The sequence below is a fragment of the Candidatus Baltobacteraceae bacterium genome, from assembly GCA_036489885.1.
Taxonomy (GTDB): domain Bacteria; phylum Vulcanimicrobiota; class Vulcanimicrobiia; order Vulcanimicrobiales; family Vulcanimicrobiaceae; genus JAFAMS01.
In genome coordinates, this window is record DASXEW010000003.1 from 760949 (window position 1) to 780912 (window position 19964).

General features: G+C 60.4%; 17 protein-coding genes. 5 read left to right on the top strand and 12 right to left on the bottom strand.

The annotated features are described in order from the left end of the window. Positions 1-69: 69 nt before the first annotated feature. Positions 70-1068 carry an SGNH/GDSL hydrolase family protein gene (locus tag VGG22_09615; protein ID HEY1728618.1) on the top strand — a complete coding sequence of 333 codons (999 nt, stop codon included), beginning with the start codon at positions 70-72 and terminating at the stop codon, positions 1066-1068. A 32-nt stretch (positions 1069-1100) separates the two neighbouring features. Beyond that, complete coding sequence (locus VGG22_09620) at positions 1101-1658, top strand: type 1 glutamine amidotransferase domain-containing protein (GenBank protein ID HEY1728619.1); 558 nt, start codon at positions 1101-1103, stop codon at positions 1656-1658. 3 nt (positions 1659-1661) lie between these two features. Here the strand turns inward: VGG22_09620 and VGG22_09625 are convergent, their stop codons facing one another. Further along, positions 1662-2774, bottom strand: coding sequence for a hypothetical protein (locus VGG22_09625; GenBank protein HEY1728620.1), 1113 nt, complete (start codon positions 2772-2774; stop codon positions 1662-1664). A 37-nt stretch (positions 2775-2811) separates the two neighbouring features. On the opposite strand from VGG22_09625, the gene polX reads away from it, so the two are divergent. Both polX and VGG22_09635 read left to right on the top strand, forming a co-directional pair. Then, the gene (gene polX / locus VGG22_09630) at positions 2812-4605 is read left to right on the top strand and encodes a DNA polymerase/3'-5' exonuclease PolX (protein ID HEY1728621.1); all 1794 of its coding nucleotides are present in this window, start codon (positions 2812-2814) and stop codon (positions 4603-4605) included. Between the two features lie 8 nt (positions 4606-4613). Beyond that, on the top strand, positions 4614-7334 hold the full coding sequence (locus VGG22_09635) for a PAS domain S-box protein (protein HEY1728622.1): 2721 nt from the start codon (positions 4614-4616) through the stop codon (positions 7332-7334). A gap of 112 nt (positions 7335-7446) precedes the next feature. On the opposite strand, the gene VGG22_09640 is transcribed toward VGG22_09635, so the two are convergent. Then, positions 7447-8145: an MgtC/SapB family protein gene (locus VGG22_09640; protein HEY1728623.1), complete on the bottom strand. Its 699-nt coding sequence runs from the start codon at positions 8143-8145 to the stop codon at positions 7447-7449. A 71-nt stretch (positions 8146-8216) separates the two neighbouring features. Here VGG22_09640 and VGG22_09645 point away from each other — a divergent pair, with 71 nt between their 5' ends. Then, complete coding sequence (locus VGG22_09645; protein HEY1728624.1) at positions 8217-9167, top strand: branched-chain amino acid transaminase; 951 nt, start codon at positions 8217-8219, stop codon at positions 9165-9167. Positions 9168-9385: 218 nt separating this feature from the next. Here the strand turns inward: VGG22_09645 and VGG22_09650 are convergent, their stop codons facing one another. The 10 genes from VGG22_09650 to VGG22_09695 all read right to left on the bottom strand — a co-directional run bounded on the left by VGG22_09650 (position 9386) and on the right by VGG22_09695 (position 19957). Then, positions 9386-9901, bottom strand: a complete 516-nt coding sequence (locus tag VGG22_09650) for a hypothetical protein (GenBank protein ID HEY1728625.1) — start codon at positions 9899-9901, stop codon at positions 9386-9388. A gap of 5 nt (positions 9902-9906) precedes the next feature. Further along, entirely contained in the window at positions 9907-10326 is a 420-nt protein-coding gene (locus tag VGG22_09655; protein HEY1728626.1) for a VOC family protein, read from the bottom strand. After that, positions 10311-11129, bottom strand: a complete 819-nt coding sequence (gene fdhD, locus VGG22_09660; protein HEY1728627.1) for a formate dehydrogenase accessory sulfurtransferase FdhD — start codon at positions 11127-11129, stop codon at positions 10311-10313. Before fdhD ends, VGG22_09655 begins: the two co-directional genes overlap by 16 nt. A 46-nt stretch (positions 11130-11175) precedes the next feature. After that, positions 11176-12093: an NrfD/PsrC family molybdoenzyme membrane anchor subunit gene (gene nrfD, locus VGG22_09665; GenBank protein ID HEY1728628.1), complete on the bottom strand. Its 918-nt coding sequence runs from the start codon at positions 12091-12093 to the stop codon at positions 11176-11178. Further along, positions 12093-12893, bottom strand: coding sequence for a 4Fe-4S dicluster domain-containing protein (locus VGG22_09670; GenBank protein ID HEY1728629.1), 801 nt, complete (start codon positions 12891-12893; stop codon positions 12093-12095). Before VGG22_09670 ends, nrfD begins: the two co-directional genes overlap by 1 nt. 3 nt (positions 12894-12896) lie before the next feature. Beyond that, positions 12897-13757 (bottom strand): formate dehydrogenase accessory protein FdhE, encoded by an 861-nt coding sequence (fdhE, locus tag VGG22_09675; protein ID HEY1728630.1) that lies wholly within the window; start codon positions 13755-13757, stop codon positions 12897-12899. After that, positions 13757-16234 carry a formate dehydrogenase-N subunit alpha gene (gene fdnG / locus VGG22_09680; GenBank protein ID HEY1728631.1) on the bottom strand — a complete coding sequence of 826 codons (2478 nt, stop codon included), beginning with the start codon at positions 16232-16234 and terminating at the stop codon, positions 13757-13759. The genes fdhE and fdnG overlap by 1 nt, the downstream gene beginning before the upstream one ends. A gap of 12 nt (positions 16235-16246) precedes the next feature. Then, positions 16247-16822 carry a hypothetical protein gene (locus VGG22_09685; GenBank protein HEY1728632.1) on the bottom strand — a complete coding sequence of 192 codons (576 nt, stop codon included), beginning with the start codon at positions 16820-16822 and terminating at the stop codon, positions 16247-16249. A 94-nt stretch (positions 16823-16916) separates the two neighbouring features. After that, the gene (locus VGG22_09690) at positions 16917-18389 is read right to left on the bottom strand and encodes a multicopper oxidase family protein (GenBank protein ID HEY1728633.1); all 1473 of its coding nucleotides are present in this window, start codon (positions 18387-18389) and stop codon (positions 16917-16919) included. Continuing rightward, the gene (locus tag VGG22_09695; GenBank protein HEY1728634.1) at positions 18374-19957 is read right to left on the bottom strand and encodes an alkaline phosphatase family protein; all 1584 of its coding nucleotides are present in this window, start codon (positions 19955-19957) and stop codon (positions 18374-18376) included. Before VGG22_09695 ends, VGG22_09690 begins: the two co-directional genes overlap by 16 nt. Positions 19958-19964: the final 7 nt, after the last annotated feature.

Consider the following 19964-nt stretch of genomic DNA (forward strand, 5'->3'; position numbering starts at 1 on the left):
CAAAATCTCTCATGCCGCCTTTAGAACGCTTGGCAAGATACACCTCGCCTACGAGGAATGCCGGGAGCGATGAGAACCTGGCTGCTGCTATTTTTGATCTTTGCGACCGTGGGCATTGCGGCCGGGTGCAAGGGGTCCGGGTCGTCCACCGCCACTGCGACGCCATATCCAACGCAGTCCGCCCGCGGGGGCTCGGACGAAGCCGTGTTCGGCGATGATTTCAGCGTCGGCATGGGCACGGTGTTTTGTGGAGTCTCCTTTAGCAGCGGACCATGCCAGACGGGGCCGAGCGCACCGGGCGTGAGTGCTGCGGTAAATCCGACGGGTTGGGCGCAGCGCTTTTCGGGCTCGCTCTCTCTTCCGCGGTATGCTCCAACCGCCAGCATCGTTCTCGGCGTGAACGGTGCGCTGAGTGGCGACGCACCGAAAACGGAGGGCTTCGGCGGCGACGTGCTGAGCAATCCCTCGCAGTTCGGCGCTCTCACGACGCTCGCGACGAACGTTCGCTCGCAGAACATTCGCATGATCGTGATCGTTCAAAGCGGCATCAACGACGTGTTCGATGCGTATTATTCGGCGTTGTGCGTCTCAAACGGCGGAACTGTTGCCGGCGGCGGCAGCGCAACGCAATCCGCACCGTGCACCGCATCTGGAACGACGCTCGCCGATTCGAGCAACAACGTGCGCAACGGAACGTTGTACAGTGCGTTCCGCTCGATGCTTGCGAACTTGAATGCTCTTAAGGGCGGCGCTCCGGAAGCCACGCTGATCGTTGGTGTCCCCGACGTCGGTTCGCTGCCGTACTCGATTGCGAACTTTACTTCATCGCAGCGCGCAACGCTGACGGCGGATTCACAGCTCGCGAATCAAGCCATGCAAGCAGCGATCGCGGATGCTACCGATAAGGCCGTTGCGTACGTCGATTGGTACAACTATTTCGCGGCGAATCCGCAGTATTACACGACGAATTACTACGCCTCGGACCTCCTGCACCTCAACGACCAAGGCTACGCCGTGCTGGAGACCCTGATCTTCCAGTCGTTTACGACCGCATTTCCCTCGTTCTAGGGGAATGCGCGCCGGAGGCGTATTTCGGGCGCATGTCCATTGAAGGCAAACGAGTCGCTGCTCTGATCGGCGACGGATTCGAAGAAGCAGAACTGACCGAGCCGCGCAAGGCGCTTGAGGGCGCGGGCGCGATCGTAACAATTGTGGGCGCCGACGAGAAGTCGCGCCAGAAAATACGAAGCAAGCGAGGGCTTGATGATGGCGGCCAGCAGAAAGCCGAAGAGCTCGCCTCTGACGTGACCGGAGACGACTTCGACGCGCTGCTCATCCCCGGCGGGACCTCGCCGGACCGGCTGCGGGGCAACCGGGACATTCAGCGGCTCATCCGCGAGATCGACGGCGCCAAGAAACCGATCTTCGCGGTCGGTCATGGGCCGCAGGTGCTGATCTCTTCACAGGTCGTGCGTGGGCGTCAGCTCACCGGTGCGCCTTCGATCGCGGACGACATCCGCAACGCGGGTGGTCTCTATCGCGATCAACCGGTCATTCAGGACGGGAACTGGGTGACGACGCGCACGGCATCGGACATGCTCGTCTTCACGCGCGCAATGCTCGAGAAGCTCGCGAGCGCCGTACCGGTACAGGCCTAAGACTCAGTAGTCTTTCGGAACGATTGCCAACCGTGGGTTGGGCCGCTCGGGGCGCCCGACCTTATGGCATTCGCGCCACTCGCCGTCGATTTGAATCGCCGAGATGTCGGCCGTGAAATCGAAGTGTCCGCTGCCGTCAAAAAATGCGCTTCCGACTGCGTATGCGTCGACGGGCACTTTCAAGCTCTCGAACATGCGAATCTTCTCGGCGTTGAAGCCGCCGCTGACGACGATCTTCACTTGCGTGAAGCCTTCGGCATCGAGCGCATTGCGGACGTTGTGCACCAGCTGCGGATTCACACCGGTCGGCGTAAACGTCGACATCTGCGGCCAAATCGATTTATCGACCAGCGTCGAGCTCGTATCCATCCGCACGCCGTATAGGCGATTTCCGAGCGCGCGCGCAAGTTTGAGCGACGTCCCGACGCAATCGTTCTCGAAGTCGACGAGCGCGATGACGTTGACGCCCGGCGGCATGTATTGTGCGAATTTTTGAGTCGCAAGAACGGTGTCGCCCTTATATGCTGCGATCAATGAATGCGGCACCGTCCCCATTCCGCGGCTGCCCCACCACTCAGCATTCGCATCGGTCGAGACCCCGAGCGCGCCGGAGATGTACGCCGCGTAACCATCGCCGGTCTGCACGTGATGATGGTCGAAGCGCGCGGGAAAGAACAGGACGTCCTTGCCGTTGGCAGCGTCGACGATTTCACGCGCGTTGGTGGCGATGCGCGTGCGGCGCGCGAGGACGCCGAGATAGAGCGTCTCGAGGTGCGCGAAGAGCGCATAGTCGCCTTCGACCGTCATAACCGTCTCGTATGGACCGATCGCATCGCCGTCGTAGAGCGCACGCACGGTGAGCTCGTTCCAACCGTCGGTCCAGCTACCGCCTGAGTCGCGCCCGCTGCACAAGCGCAAGATCGCCAGCGCTTCGTCGATTCCGCCCAGGTAAGAATGGCTGCGCTGAAAGACTTGCATGCGAACGCGCGGCGAGTAACTGTCGGCAATCAATATCTCTCTCGAGCGATTGAAATACGTGTCGGAATAATATCCTTCACGCATCTTTTCGACCGGTAGCTGAAAAATTGCGGGCGATAGACGTTGTCTGGCCGGCATGGGACGGCTCTACGCTTGCGGCGAATGAGGTCCTGTTGTGAGCACGAGCCACAGCCTACCGCGGGAGCCGCGCTCGAACGCCGATATCGCGCGGAGCTTGCGCGAGATTCGTGCGCTCATGGAGTTTGCGGGCGAAGATTACTTTCGATTTATGGCGTACGAGCGGGCTGCCGACGCCGTCCACAATGCACCGCCGCTCGCGGATTTGATCGCCGCAGGCGAGCTCACCTCGCTGCCCGGCATCGGCAAGTCGATCGCCGAAAAAATCGCAGCCATCCTCAAGAGCGGCACGTGCGACTACCTCGAGGAGCTACGCGCGCAATATCCTCCGCGGTTAATGGAGGTTCTCACCGTTCCCGGAATCGGAATCAAGACGGCGCGAATGCTCTTCGAACAGTTTGAGATCGGATCGCTTGCCGATCTCGAGCTTGCGCTGGATAACGGGACGCTGGCCGGCGCGCCGCGCCTCGGCAAGAAATCGCTCGAGAATCTGCGGCGCGGAATCTTGGCGTCGAAAGGACGTTCGCGCCGCTGGCCGCTCGGCATCGCTCGGCCGATCGCCGACGAGCTGATCGAATACTTGCGTGCAAACGTTCCGGCCAACAGTCTCACCGCCGCCGGAAGCTTGCGGCGCGCCGAACCGACCGTCGGCGACATCGACATCATCTGTACGTCCGACGAACCGGATGCCGTCATCAAAGCGTTCGCGACGTTCTCGCGCGCACAGGCCGTCGTGGCGGAAGGTTCGACGAAGGGAAGTATTTGGCTCGAAACAGGATTGCAGATCGATTTGCGCGTGCTGCCTGCGCATCTTTTCGGCAATCTGCTCCAGCATTTCACGGGCAGTCGCGAGCACAACATTCAGCTTCGTGAAATGGCTGTGCGTAAGAGTTTGCGCGTTAGCGAAAACGGAATTCTGAATCTCGAGACAGGTGATAACATCACGTGCACGACCGAAGAGGAAGTGTATACGACGCTCGGACTCGCGTACATTCCGCCCGAGATGCGACTGGGTCTCGGCGAGATCGATGCCGCTCGCAGCGGAACGTTACCGCGCTCGATCGAGCTTGGCGATCTGCGTGGCGACTTTCACATGCACTCGAGCTACAGCGACGGCCGGAACACGCTCGAGGAGATGATTGAAGCTTGCGCAGCGTGCGGCTATGCATATCACGCGATCTCGGACCATTCGCAATTTCCGGCTCGCGGCGGCGACGTCGGCTTGACGCCCGAAGCTGCGCGCAAGCAGCGCGAGCACGTGCGCAGTCTTGGCGAGCGCTTCGGCATTCGGACGTTGTGCGCGACCGAAGTCGACGTGCGTCCCGACGGTTCGCTCGTATTCGACGACCGCACGCTTTCCGAATTCGATCTCGTGATCGCAAGCGTGCACACCGGGACGAACGCGTCGCGCGACGAGATGACGCGGCGGATCATCGCGGCGTGTGAAAATCCGTACGTTTCGATCATCGGTCATCCGACAGGCCGATACGTCGATGCGATGTCAGAATTCGGGGGTTACGAATTCGACTATGATGCGGTCTTTGCGGCGGCTGCGCGCACGGGGACCGCGCTCGAGATCGACGGACATCCGGCCCGGCTCGATCTTCCAAGCGCGCTGGCGCGCCGTGCCAAAGGGTTCGGGGTCACATTTACCTGTGACTCGGACGCCCACTCGACCTCGGCGCTGGGCAACGTCTCATATGCCGTCGGCCAGGCCCGGCGTGCATGGCTAGAGGCCTCGGACGTCCTGAACACACGTTCGGTCGAGGACGTCCTGACGTTCGTGGCCCAAAAACGGGCCTCGGCGGCTCTCCCTGCGAATAAGCAATAAATCTCGGTATGATCTCGGGTACTTTTACCTCAGAGTCGGCTCGGCTCGAGGCGCTCTACGATTATCAGATCCTCGACACACCGGCTGAGGAAGTCTTTGACGTATTCACCCGGTTGGCTTCGCAATTGTGCGGGACGCCGATCGCTTCGATCACCCTGATAGAGGACGACCGGGTCTGGTTCAAATCCCATGTCGGGTTGATCGGGATCAGCGAGATCGCGCGCAAAGACTCGTTCTGCGCGGCGACGCTCGCCAGCGCGGACCTCTTCGAGATTCACGATTCCAAGAACGATGAACGTTTCCGCCGTTCTGTGCTGGTCCGCGACTATCGTGTTCGCTTCTATGCCGGCATGCCGCTCGTCACGCGTGGCGGATACGTGATCGGTACGCTCAACGTGATGGACGAGCAACCGCGCACGCTGACCGACGTGCAGTGCGGCGTCTTGCGGACGCTGGCTGCCGGCGTCATCGAACAGCTCGATGCGCGCCGGACGCTGATGCGGCTTGTCGACGCCTCGCGTAGTGAGCTCTATCACTTCGATCTTTCGACACAGCGGATCGTTTTCGCGAGCGAAGGCGCGCTACGCAATCTCGGTTACTCCGCCAAAGAGATGCGTGATCTCCCTGTGGAGTCGCTGCTTCCTCGCTTACAATCGCCGTTCTCAACGGAGCGTTTGATGCGCAGCATCGCTGCACGCGACGGCGAGCCGCTGATCATCAATACCGTTGCGCGCCGCAAAGACGGAACCGTCTATCCGATCGAGTTGCGCGTCGAGTTGGTGCGCTCGTTCTCGCGTCCGCTCGTGTACGTTTTCGGCGTCGATATGTCCGAACGCCGCGCCAGCGAGGATCGCATCCGTCTGCTCTCGACTGCAGTCGAAAACGCAAGCGACGCCGTAGCGATCTACGCGCCGTCCGATCCGCCCGATCCCAAGAAGCCGTCGACCGTCGTTTACGTCAACGACGCTTTCTTGCAAAGCGTCGGCTATACGCGCGACGAGATCATCGGCAAGAACAGTGCGATGTACGTCGGTAAGGGTAACGATCGTAAGGTCGTTGAGGAAGTGCGCGCGCGCGTTCTGCGCGGAGAAACCGCGCGTTTTCGCACACGCACGTATCGTAAGGACGGCTCGACGTTCTGGAGCGAGCAATCTCTCCGCCCGATGGTCGATGCCGCCGGCAAGGTTTCGCACATTATCGCCGTGCGCCGCGACGTCACGTCCGACGTCATGCACGAAGCCGCGCTTGCAACGCAAAACGATATTCTCACCGCGCTCACGAGCGTAGCGCGCGAGCTGTTTGCGGCGCTCGTCCCGCGTGTGCTCGTCGACCGGTTGCTGGTCGGCGCGGCCGCGATGACCGGAACGACCGTTCGCTTCTGGGTCGCTTTGCCGAGTGGCGGCGTCGCGCAGAGTCAAGATCTCAGCGTGCCGCCGGATACGCCTGATGAAGGCGATGACTTCCTGCGCGAAGCGCTCTTCTCTGAAGTCGTCCTCGTCGATGATGCGGCGCACCGAGCGGTCGCGCGCATCCCGACCCCGGATGGTCCGGGCTGGTTGCTCGAGGCGCGCTCCAGCGGGAATGAACCGCTGGCTACCAACAGCGTCTTCGCGCTCGGATTGCTCGCGCAGTATGCGGCCGTCGCAGTCCGTAACGTCGAGTTGTACGGTGAGCTCGATGCGCGCCGTGGCGCAGTCGTCGAGCTGAATCAAGTCAAGGCCGATTTAATCGCGATGCTGGCGCACGATTTCAAGGGTCCGCTGACCTCGATCGTCGGTTTCGCGCAGGTCCTTGCGGAAGATCCGAAGCTCGATGCGCAGTCGCGCCAGTTCCTCGATACGATTACGCAGAACGCGATGCGGCTCTCGAATCTGGCTAGCGATACGCTCTCGCTTTCGCGTCTGGAAAGCAGCGATTTCTCGCTCGCGCGGCAACCGATCGAATTCGGGGATCTCGTTCGTGACGTTGCGCAAACGTTCAGCGAGCGGCGCAAGATCGACGTGCAGATTGACGCGGAAGATGCCCTCGTTACCGGCGACATGCAGCGCCTCGGACAAGTCCTGGAAAATCTGTTCGGAAACGCGATCAAGTACTCGCCGAACGGCGAGCCGGTTGGCGTGAAGGTTCAGCGCGTTGAGGGCTGGATCGAGATCTCGGTCAAAGACCGGGGCATCGGCATCCCACAGCCCGAGGTCGCCAATCTGTTTTCGCGCTTCGCACGCGGCTCGAACGCAAGGCGCCTGGGGATTACCGGGACGGGATTCGGCCTCTATCTGGCGAGGCTGATCGTCGAGAAGCACGCCGGCACGATCGGCGTGGAGAGTGTCGAGGGCAAAGGCAGCACGTTCGTCGTTCGCCTTCCCGCCGCGGTTCTGGGCGAAGAAGACGACCGTACGAATCGCTTGCTGCTGGTCGATCCGGAAGGAGAGACCCGCTCGTTCACGGCGCACGCGCTCCGCGGCGGTCACTACCGTCTGCGTGTCGTTCAGTCGGTCGGTGAAGCTCTCGTGCTACTCGCCGATGAGCGCTTCGATGCCGCGTTGATCGACGGCGACGACGAAGAGATCCTCAAGAAAGTACCGCGCCGCGTCCGGCGCGAGGTCGCTTTCATTCGTATCGGCGCGACAACCGAAAAAGGCTGGGATAACGTACTGGGCAAGCCATTCCTCAGCAAGGATTTGCTTGCTGCGATCGAGTCCGCCGTCGAGCGTCAGGTGCGCGCGACCTAAGGTCGTCACGGCGCGAAACGACCCGGTCGTTTCAAGTCCGGCCGGGCCGTCTAGCCCTAATCCCTAACCGAGCAAGTTCTCGTTAATAAATGGGAGACCCTGGGATTCGAGGTCACCGCTCGCGCGTTGAGCCTTGCACGATCGTGCGAATCTCACGTACCCCATCGAGCGCTCGTAGCGCATCGGCGATGCGATGTACTTGTGCCGGATCGTAGCGCATGACGAGTTCGATCCGATCGCGTTCTTTTTCGTTGTCGAAGTGCAAGTGAATGCGCTGCAGGCTTCCCCCGGCGTCCGAGATGATTTGCCGCACCTGTGATTCCGCAAACCCCCGGGCCGAGCAGGTCATAATGATGTGGACGCTGCGGCGCGAGCCAAAGAGCATGACCTCGAGCGGGCGCATCGCCGCCAAGACGACGAGCACCAGCACCGACGCGATGATCGCAGCTAGGTACATGGCGGCGCCGCACGCCAGCCCAATTGCTGCCACCGTCCACACGCTCGCAGCAGTCGTCAGACCGCGAACGATCTCGCGGCGCAGAATGATCGTTCCGGCGCCCAGAAAACCGATACCGCTGGCAACCTGCGCTGCAATTCGTGAAGGGTCCAGAACCACGTGATCGCCGAGAACCGACGCAAAACCGTACGCCGAGATGATCATGAAGAGTGCTGCGCCGAGCGAGACGAGCGCGTGCGTGCGCAGCCCGGCCACGTGCTCGGCGCGCTCGCGTTCGATTCCTACGATCGCCCCGAGAACGGTCGCCGCAAAAAGCCGAACGATGATATCCGTAGTCGAGGCAGTGGGAATCATCACAGCGATCTTAGCGGCCGGGATGCTTGCTCCCCCGGGGCCGTGAACCCGGAAGCTCGAACCGCAGGACAATGGAACTTGACGATCTGATCGTTTACGCTCGCGGTGAATTTCGCCGCTATGCCGATGCAAAAATCGGCCTGCTGACGCATGCTCTGCAGTACGGAACCGGATGTTTTGAAGGCGTCCGTGGCTTCTGGGATGCGGACGAGCGCGAGCTCTATCTCTTGCACGCGCGCGATCACTATCGCCGCCTGCACGACTCGGCCAAGATTCTCATCATGAACCTCCCGAAATCGGCCGACGAGCTGGTCGATATCACGCTCGAGCTGTGCGTGCGCAACAAATTCGAGTGCGAAGTCTATTTGCGGCCCTTCATTTACAAGGCGGACGAGGCGATCGGCGTACGGCTCGAAGGCGTCAAGGATGAGTTCGCAATCGTCGCAATTCCGTTCGTCGGCTACTTCGGCGAAGCGAAGGGTCTGCGAACGTGCCTGAGCTCGTGGCGCCGCATCGAGGATACCGTTGCGCCCGCTCGTGCCAAGATTACCGGAATCTACATCAACTCGGCGCTTGCAAAGAGCGAGGCGATCGCTAACGGCTTCGATGAAGCCATCATGCTTTCGCACGACGGCCACGTCTCGGAAGGTTCGGCCGAGAATCTGTTCATCGTAAAGAACGGCGACTTGATAACACCGGATCCGACCCAGAACATCCTTGAAGGCGTCACTCGCCGCTGCGCGATGACGATCGCGCGCGATCTCGGTGTAAACGTCATCGAGCGCGCCATCGATCGCAGCGAGCTGTACACGGCGACCGAAGTTTTCCTAACGGGAAGCGCAGCGGGAATCATGCCGGTCGAATCGATCGATCGCCGTCCGGTCGGAGATGGTAAGACGGGCAAAACCACGAAGGCGATCATGGACGTTTACGAGCGCGCCGTGCACGGCAAAGAGCCGAAATATCGCGACTGGGTTACGCCTGTCTATGCGAATCGACGCGTGAAGGCAGCCGCTGGTTAAGGAACTGAGCCTCCAAACGTAATTACGTAAAGGTAATAGCCCGGCTCAGTTTCGCAGAATTTGCGTGCCGCGCGATAGGTTGAGTTTGCTGCGCCGGCGAGTGGCCAGGGTGGTACGTATTTGTGCGTTGCTACTGGGGCTTCACTCGGGCTCGTGCAGCCTCGACTCTCTTCGAAGGAGGCGGGCTTCGCCTGTATGATTGGGTCGGAAGCATTCGGCTATTGCGTCAGATCGAACGGCATCGGATTTTCGCTGACGACATTGGAGTTCGCGCTGCTGTAGGTCGCATGATCGACCGACTCCGGGATCTTGCACGTTACCATTCCTCGCGCGTCCCAGTGAAAAAGGGCATCGCCAGTTGATTGCGCACTGAGCACGCTCCAAAGTGAGATGCTTTCGACGGCGGTTGGAAAACGGACGTACAGCGGCTGAGAGACGTACACTGCGCGCTGCCGATGCGTGCTCGAATTGTGCAAGCGCTCTACGAAAACGACGAGGTTCGTATTCGGGAAATCGATCGTGTACGAACCGTCGTTCGTATCGACGAGCAGCGTGCCATGCACGGTTCGCGCCGACGCCGCCGAAAGTACGAACGAGTACACGCCGCCCCCGAGGCTGTGACCATTTTCGAGCACGGCCGGGCAATACTCAGTGACTGCGTACGCGCGCGCGTGCAGCAAAGCAAAGACAGCAACCGCAAATGCCACGCTGAGAACGACTCGCGCGCGGTGCACGGTTCTTACTCGGTCGGCATCGAGCTCTTCTTCGATGGATCGATGGGACTCATCAAACCAACGTCGTTGCCGCTCGGATCGGTGACGATTGCATAACGTGCACCCCAAAATGCGTCATGCGGCGGCTTCACGCCTTTGTGTCCGGCGACGATGAGTTTTGTGTATAAAGTATCGACAGCTTCGCGAGATTTAACCGAGAAGCCGATAACGACGGCCGAACTGCTGCTGTTGCCGCGCCACATATTCACCATCGGTGTGTTGTCGAATTCGAGGCGTGTTCCGTTGGGAAGTTTTATGTCGACATGCCGCGCGCCGCTGCCGGGCGGCCAATCTCGGCCGTCGTCTTCGATGCCGAGTCCGAGTGCTCGATAGAAGGCGAGCGTTGCGTCCATGTCCTCGACGATGAGATTCAGCTGGTCGAACACGCAGCCAGTCTTTCGTTTCCCGAATAGACATTGAAGCGCGAACCGCGCAGAAAACCGATCAGCGTCATCCCGAACTCGCGCGCCAGCCCGACCGCCAGACTGCTCGGCGCTGACACGGCACACACCACAGGGACGCCGGCGACGAGTGCCTTCTGCACGATCTCGAAGCTCGTACGTCCGCTCACCATCACGATTGCATTCTGTAACGGAAGCTTGCCGTTCATCAACGCCCAGCCGATCAATTTGTCGAGCGCGTTATGCCGTCCGACGTCTTCGCGCAGTGCGAGCAACGCGCCGTTCGCGTCGAAGAGCGCGGCCGCGTGCAAGCCGCCGGTCGACGCAAAGACACCTTGTGCCGCGCGAAGCTTATCCGGTAGCGAGGTGACGAGTTGCGGGTTGAGCGCCGGTCCAGCGCTAAGGTTGGGAACGTTGCGCATGCGCAGCGATTCGATGCTGGCCTTTCCGCAAACGCCGCATGCGCTCGTCGTGAGGAAATGGCGCTCGAGGCGGTCGATCTGCGGCCATGCGCTGCGCGCCAGCTCGACGTTGACGATATTGTAGCGCTGTTCGGCATCGACGTCGCGATCGACGCAATAGGAAAGGCCACGCAGCTCGCCGCTATCGGCGATGACGCCTTCATTGTTCAAGAACCCCGCAACGAGCTCGAAGTCGGCACCCGGCGTGCGCATCGTGATCGCAATCGTCCGGGTTTCACCCCCGAGCACGAGGCGAATCTCGAGCGGCTCTTCGGTCGCGACTTCGTCAAAACGATGGCGTACGGCACCATCTTCGACGGCGTCGATACGAAATTCGGTTTTTGGACCCGGTCGCTCCGGCTCCCAGGTTACGTCATTGGAATTGGGCGCTGTAAATCACCACGAATCGCAGGATGAGAACGCCAACTATGACGATGATGGCGCTGGTTCCCGTCCCCGCGAGGACGCGCGTCGCTGCGACCGCACCGCCGCTGGCGGTATAACGCACGCGACCGCCGCCGGCCAGCCTTCGTAGCGATGGTATGAAGCTTGCGAAAATGAGGATCCAGCCGATCAGCCACGGCGTTGCCGTCTCGCGCCAGAGCTCGCCCGCACCGGAGAGCGTGACGAAGAAGGCGATGATCATGATCAGCTCGAGCAGCACGAACCATGCGTCGGCTGCTTCCAAGCGGGCTTCGGTTGGGATCGCGTCATCGGAGCGAAAGCGCGACATGAAAGCCAGAAACGCTGCCGACGCGCTGAGCGCCGACGCGACGAAGAGTCCGCCGATCGCGTAGCTGTCACTCCAGACCGGCTGGTTCGAGACGCTGAGCACGACGCCGGTGTACGACGCGAGAAACAGGGCGACGAGCGAGCCGACGATGTTCCAGACGATCATCGTGCCGCTGACGTTGCGGTCGTTGCCACGTTTGGTCATGACTTCCAAAAACGAGACGAACGCGAACAAGCTGAAGATCAACAGCGCCCAAGTACCAAGCGAGATCGGCGACCAGGGCTTGAAATTCAAACCGAGCGATCCCGGCGTCGTATTGACCATCATGTGCCAGAACCGCAACGGCTTCCCGAGATCGATCGTCAAGAGGATTCCGCAGACAACCACGATCGGGAAGGACCACATGAAGGCAATGCGCGCGGTCGCCTCGTCGCGCTGTGAACCCCAAAGACGCAGCATCGTCCCGAGCGTGTACGATCCGCCCGCGATACCCGCGAGGAAGAAGTAGAGCGTGATCCAGACTTCCCAATGTGGAGGCTGAACGAAATGCTCGGCCATTACGCGCTCCTTTGCGATTCGTCGGAGTTTTGGCGTATTGCAATCAGGCCTGCGAGGACGCCCACTGCGGCGGTTAAGAACGCGCCGAGATAACCTTTGGCGTTATTGCGGCTCGGAAGCTTGGCATTTTGCGCGTTCGGCAAGCCGTAGATCTCAGGTTTGTCCATCAATAAGAAGAACGCGCCGAGGCCGCCGTAGACCGAATCGTCGCGACCGTACAGTTGTGCCTTGTCGTAACCTTGTGCTTGCAGCGTAGCCATACGCGCATCGGCCTTCTTGTGCAAATCGCTGAGCGTGCCGAACTGAATCGATTGCGTCGGGCAGGCCTTTGCGCACGCCGGCGTCATGTTGGCTTGGAGGCGGTCGTAGCAGAACGTGCACTTCGAGACGACGCCCGTCTGTTCGTTGAAGCCGATCACGCCATACGGACACGCCGACATGCAATCTCGGCAGCCGTTGCAGACTTCGGGTTGGATGTAGACGGTGTTGTACTCGGTCTTCACGATCGCGTTCGTCGGGCAGACCTCCATGCAACTTGCATTCGCGCAGTGCTTGCAGATATCGGACATCATCAGCCAGGCTGCGCCGTTACCGGTGATAATATTCGCCGATTCCGGAACGAGATCGATGAACTTGACGTGCCGGTAGTTTTCCGCATCCAGCTTTCCGGTATTATCGAAGCCGTCGAGGTACTTGGGTGGATCGCCGGGCAGCTGATTCCACTCTTTGCAGGCGACTTCGCAGGCTTTACATCCGATGCAGATGCTGGTGTCGGTAAAGAATCCAACCTGTTCAGGCATTGCTTAAAACCCCATCAGATTCGGCACGATTTTGTTGAGACCGTGTTCGGCGGCGTAGAGGCTGAGTGGAATGGCTGCGATCTCATCGACGACCGGGACGCTGCGGCGGTCGCGTTCGAGATCGAGACTGAGAAGAAACTTCGAGCACGTTTTGCATCCGTCGACGCGCATGTGCGGGAAATGCGCCGGCGGCAATTTCGAAGCAGTTCCGGAGCTGCGCGCTTTGATGATGTTTTCGGAAAGCTCGGCTTGCGTCGTTCCGATCTCGCCGTAGATCGTGAGCTCCTTGCTCTCGTTCTGGCCGCACGAAGCGCATGTGAGCCGTGGGAATTTCCAGGTCCATGCGCAGCGCGAGCACAGCAAGTGCCGGTGCGCGGTGACGAGATCTTCTTCCGACGGCGCAAAGTAGCTGAGTTGCGGCGGTCCGCCGCACTGCGGGCAGAGATGATCGTCGCGCTTTTGGCCGAGGTCGAATGTCGAGCTCAGCGCTTCGAGCACCGGCCCAGCAGATGCGCGCGCGAGGTACCGCTCCACGGCGCTCAGGTTCTCACCCAGCAACCAGGCTTCAATCGTGGGCTCGAATTCCGATTCGTGAAATGCGGTTAGCACCGATTCGGTCATGCCGGGCGGTCCGCTAGCCACGCTCGCTTCTATGATGCTCGGCAACACGCGTTCCATTGCGTATGCCGCGATCTGGTCGCGCGCAGGACGGTCGCCGAGCGCGGCATCGAAGGCGCGCTCTTGCGCATCGAGGAGCGCACGGTAGAAGTGCAACACTTCCGCCGCAAAGCTCCAGCGCTCCGTAAGCTCGCTTGCGCGTTCGCGCCGTTCCGACCAGCGTTTGTCCAGAACCGGCTGCAGCATCACGCCTTGTCGATGGCGACGAGGAACGACTTGAACTCGGGCGTTCGTGAATTGGCGTCGCCGACGAACGGCGTGAGCGCATTAGCAAGCCAATATTTCGCGCGATCGGGATTCTTGTCGGCTTGAATGCCGACCGTACCCCAGTGGATCGGAATACCGACCTGCCATGCTTTCGTGCCGCCAAGCGTCAGTTGGCCAACCCGGTTCGTGACGAGTGCGCGTACGACCATCTGCCCACGCTTCGACTTGACCGTAACCAGATCGCCGTTTTTGATGCCCTTCTCTTGCGCGAGACCCGGAGGCATTTCGACGAACGGTTCGGGTTGCAGCGCGACGAGCAACGGAACTTGCTGCGTGAGGTAATGCTCGTGCTCGGTCAACCGATATGTCGTCGCGATGATTGGGAAGTCGGCGCTCGTTCCAAAGCGGTCCGGACGTCCGGCCTTCTGATCGTACAAGTACACGACCGGATCGTTTTGAACACTCGGATGCAACGCGTTTTGCACCGGCGATTCCATCGGCTCGTAATGTTCGGGGAGTGGGCCGTCGACGCAGGTGTTGGAGAACAGCCGGCCCGTGCCCTCACCGTTCATGATGAACGGCAACCAGGCTTTCGGATCGTGGGGGCTCATCGCCGGCGGATAATCGGGGACGTCACCTACCCATTTCGTACCGTTCCACTTGATGCCCGGACGCTTCGGATCCCATGGATTTCCGTTCGTGTCCGCCGATGCGCGGTTGTAGATGATGCGACGATTGAGCGGCCAGCTCCACGACCATTGCGGATAGAAACCCATGCCCGTCGGATCGTTTTTCGCAGGATCGGAGATGCCCATGCGGCGTTTCATCATATTGCCTTTGGGCGTGTAACTTCCAACGTAGATCCAGTCGCCCGACGAGGTCGAGCCGTCGTCGGCGAGCTTGGCGAACGTCACCATCTGCTTACCGGTCTTGAGATCTTTGCCGTTGATCTCGCGAGCCAGCTCGTCGAAATCCGGCTTGCGCGGATCCTTATAATCCATCGTAAGATGCATGACCGGATCCGGGAACTTGCCGCCTTCCTTTTGATAAAGCGACTTGACGCGCTGGAAGATCTCGGCGGTGATCCAGTGATCGTGCCTGGCTTCGCCTTCAGGCGGAATGACTTGGTCTTTCCACTGCGACCAGCGTCCGCTATTCGTGAAGCTTCCCGATTTTTCGATCCAGTGAGTCGTCGGGACCATGAAAACTTCGGTTTGGATCTTAGCCGGATCCATGTCGACGGCCGTGTGCCAAAATTCCGATGTGGTCGTCGGAAAAGGATCCATTACGACGAGCCATTTGAGATTTGAAAGCCCCTGCAAGACTTGATTCGTATCAGGGCCGATGCTGGTTGCCGTCATCCCCGAGAGGAAGACGCCTTCCATCTTGCCTTGGATGGCTTGATCCCAAATCGTAATCCACGACGAGTTGCCGTCGGGCTTCGGCAGATAACTGAACGCAAAGTCGTTGTCTTTTGTCGCGGTATCGCCATACCACGCTTTGAGCAAGCTGACTAAAAACTTCTTGTAGTTGGTGCCGAAGAAGTTCCAGGAATTCGGATCGAGCTTCTTCGACGCACTCGCCTTGAGGTAGTCGTCGATATTCTTCTGGCCCGGCAGTGGGACTTTGAGATAGCCCGGCAAGATTTCCCACGAGATCGCGTGGTCGGTGTTGCCCTGAATGTTGGCGTGTCCGCGCTCGGCATTCATACCGCCGCCCGGCCGCCCCATGTTGCCGAGCAGCAACTGGAGCAACGCACCGGAACGAATCAACTGCACGCCGGTGGTGTGCTGGGTGAGGCCGACCGCATAAACGATCGTCATGACTTTGTCGGGACGGCCCATTTCGCCGACAACCTCGGCGATCTTCAGAAAGTCGGCTTGCGGTATGCCGGTGATCGTTTCAACCATCGCCGGCGTATAGCGCGCATAGTGCGCTTTCATGAGCTGGAAGACGCAGCGAGGATGCTGCATGCTAATGTCACGTTGCGCGAAACCGTCGGCGCCTAAGTCGTAATTCCACGCGGTTGCTTCGTAGCTGCGTTTTTTCGGATCGTAGCCGTTGAAGAGTCCGTCGGAGAATCCGTACTTTTCGTTGACGATGAACGTTGCGTTCGTGTAATTGCGCACGTACTCGTCATGGAATTTGTTGTTCTGCAGCACGTAATTCATCAAGCCGCCGAACATCGCAACATCGGTGCCCGTGCGGATACGCACGTATTGATCCGCCACTGCCGACGTACGCGAGAACCGCGGATCAACGTGGATGATCTTGGCGCCGCCGCCCTTGCCCGGGCCACGCGCCGGATCCAGCTTGGCGCGCATGAACCATTGGAATCCGACCGGATGGGCTTCCGCCGGGTTCGCACCGGCGATGAAGATGACGTCGGCGTTCTTGATGTCACGCCAGTGATTCGTCATTGCTCCGCGTCCGAACGTGGCGGCCAAACTGACCACCGTCGGACCGTGTCAAACCCTGGCTTGCTGCTCCAAATGTGTCAGGCCGAGCCCGCGCATCACTTTGGCGGCGAAGTAGCCTTCTTCGCTCGAAAACGCAGCGCCGCCGGCAAACGAGATTCCGTCTGTGCGATTGACGAGATTGCCCTTTTTGTCGACTTGGACGAAGGTGCGGTCGCGGGAGTCTTTCACGCGACGGGCAATCTTGTCGAGCATATCGTCCCACGAGATCTTTTGCCACTCGGTCGCACCGGGAGCGCGGTAGAGCGGTGACTCGACGCGCCGGCTCGAAACTGCGAGCTGCATCGCGGTCGCACCCTTGGGGCAGAGGCGGCCCTCGTTGATAGGGCTATCGGGATCGCCCTCGATCTGCAAGATATTGACCGTCCCGTCGGCATTTTGCCGCGTGTACGCGATCATCGAGCATCCGACCGCGCAATAGGGACATACCGAGTGCGCTTCGGTCGCGCCGGCGATTCTAAGCTGCTTCTTGATCTCCGTCGCTTTCGCAACGTCGAACCCCAGCTCGGAGGTCAGCAGAACTCCGGCGCCAGCGCCGGCAAACTTGAAGAAGTCTCCCCGTGTCACCTTAGCCAACGGTGCCCCTCCCGGAAGAGTATGCGCTGCGTGGGCCGGTTCCTGAAGCCGTCTTGTCGGACCTTTGCCGGCTTGGGGCGCATCCCTAGATGACCTTGATCTTACCCATCATTCCGCCATCTTCATGATCGGTGAGATGGCAATGGAATAGAAAGGTCCCGCGGATGATGGGATCGCGAAAATCGACGATGATGCGGAGCTTCGCGCGGGGCGGGACGTCGACGACGTCGCGCCACTCGTGGGTCGCCTCGACGACGAAGTGGACCTGATGGATATGAAACGCATGGACTTCATCGCTGCGGTTGTCGAGCGTCCACTCTTCGGTGGTCCCGGCACGCGCGACGAACATCGGCCGATCGCCGGGTGAAAAGCGCTTCCCGTTGAGCGAAAAGCCGTTCGCGTCTTCACGGAAGTAAATTGTGCGGTGCTGCGCGACGCGCGCGGGGAGCGCCGTGTAATCGCGATCGTTCGCGACGCCGAAGGGCGGTGCAACACGCGTGGTGACATTTGTGCCACGATCGTCGACAAGCTCACCGAAGATGACGCCCGGATTCGGTTCGCCGGCTTTGCCGCCGTCGTAACAGCGCGAGAGCAAGAGTTGCGGATGCGCTGCGCCGGTGACGACGATCTCAGCGCGTCCACCCGGCGGCAGCAACACATGATCGATGTCGTGTTCCGGTGTTTTTTCCAGCAGCTTGATCGGAATGCCGTCGCGAGCCGCGAGCTGCATACGCACACCTGCAATCGCAAGATCGTAGTGTCGCTTGCCGGACGCATTGAGCACGCGCCAAAGCTGGCGTTCGCCGGGCGCTATTGCGAGCGTTGCGCTTGGGATTCCGTTAATCGTAGGTTGCGCGTCGGCATCGACTCCGCAGGGCGTATCGCCTTGATAATCTTCATCGTCCATACCGACGTGCGTCTGCGCTTGCGCAGTCGGTAGCGGGCCTGCCGTCAATTGCTGTTTGCTTTCGGCTGCACCGACGCTCGGATCGCGCGGGATGTCGCGCAGCACGATTACGCGTTCGCGCAATCCGGCCAGACTCGGAACCTCGTCCGCAATTCCCTCGATTACGATCGCGCCCGCCATGCCGTTTCCGAGCTCCCAATTCGCAAGCCCGTGAGCGTGCGGATGATACCAGTAGAGTCCGGGAGGCTGATTGCGTCCGATGCGCACCGTGTAATCGAACGCACGTGCGGGCGCCACCATTGTTGTCAGTACGTCGTCACCGGGCGGACGCGGCGAAGTCGTGAGTCCGTGAAAGTGCAGGTTCGAATCCGAGACCATGCCAAGCCCGCAAAATTCAGGCAACGCGTTGATGTAATGGACGCGAATCACATCGCCGGGACGCACTCGAATCGTCGGCGCGACTTCACGACCGTGCCAAAAGAACGCCGGGCGCCCTTGCGGATCGAGTTCGGCGCGCAGCGTCAGCGCGGCGACGCCGCTCTGAGCGTGCACTTCGGGTATTTCTGGAAGATCGGGAGCGCCGAGCGTGGACGGGCCGCGCCAACCGAGCAGCGCGGCGAAGACCAGAACGAACGCTAAGACGAGTGGCAAGCCAGTGGTTGTTGTTCGAAGTCGAAGGCGTTCAGAAGCGGATTTGCGCGCATGTCGTGCGAGCCGAGGCTAGGCAGCCCAAAGCGGCGCTCAATCAGCGCGAGAATCGAAGCGGTCTCATATTTAGTGTGATCGACGAAGTGGGGTTTTGCGTATGGAGATACGATGATTGCGGGGACGCGGGTTCCCGGTCCCCACTCGTCGACCTTCGGCGGCGCCACATGATCCCAACGTCCGCCGTTTTCGTCGTAAGTGACGATGATGACGGAATCTTTCCAATAAGATGACGTGCAGATCGCGCTTATGAGCTTCTGGAGGTGCTGACCGCCGCGCGCGAGCGTCGAATAGTTGGGATGCTCGTTGTCGAGGCCGACCGGCTTGACGAAGACGACGCCCGGCAGCGTCTTGCTTTCGAGGTCGCTGAAGAAGTGCGATTCGTCTTGAAGATGCTCGGCTTTGGCCGCCGAGCCGTCAGTGCCCCATCGTTGAAAATATGCGAACGGCTGGTGATGATACTGGAAGCACAATCCCGCGGGCGTCGGATTCGGGTCAGCCGCGCTAGGATTCGGGCAACCGTTTGCGCGTGGATCGTGCGCGAGCGCAAGATCCCAACCGCCGCTATACCATTTCCACGAAACGGATGGCGAGTGATCGGTCAAAAGGTCACCGATCGTCTTTTGTGACGGCGGAATTGGGCGTAGGAGCTGGTCGGGCTTTACGCGGCTTGGATGCGGGCTATTCTGGGTGAACGTCGTGTTCACGACCCATAGCGGTCCGCTGCCGCCCGGTCGCGGCATCGTCGTGAGATTCGAATCGTTGAGCGTGTGCGTTTTGGGATCCCACGACGAAGCGAAACCTGGTGCGCCGGCGGGTAACGGCTGATTCCACTCGGGCGTGCACGCGCAGATCAACCACTGATGGTTCAGGTACGAGCCGCCGAACGCGCTGTGAAAAAAGTTGTCGGCGAGCGTGTAATGCTGCGCGATAACCCCTTCGGGGAGATGCGTCGCATTGTAGTAGCCGAACACCAGTCCGGGGTTGCTCGCGTACGCCGAGAACTTGTCCATGGGCGCCGGACCGGCGGCCTCGAGTGCGCCGTTGTCGATTTGCAACTGCTCGTGCCAGAAGATGTGCCAGAGATCGCCCGTCAGCGCAGACGTCGGAATGAAATCAGTCAGGTCGTACGGCCGCAGCGGAAGTCCGAGCGGAATGTGCGGATCTTGCTCGCCGCCGGCGAGACCTTGCCAACCACAGGGCCATGGGCCGGTCGGACGACCCGCGCGAATGAGTGCCGGCGGAAGTCCAGTCATCGCCGTATAGTTGTCTGACCCCGTCGGACATTGGAGCTGCGGCGTTCCGCGGCCGTGCGCACCGTTCGCGCCCGGATACTCGGAATAGAGCCCATCGAAGCTCCAGTTCTCTTCATATATAACGATGATGTGGTTGATCTTCGAACGTAAGCCCGCAAGCTGGGACTCACCTATCGGCGCGGCGCTCGTATCGACGGCGCCGGTGAAGGCGCAGAACGAAAAGAGAAACAACGCAGCGGTACGCACAAACAGTCGCATACCAAGA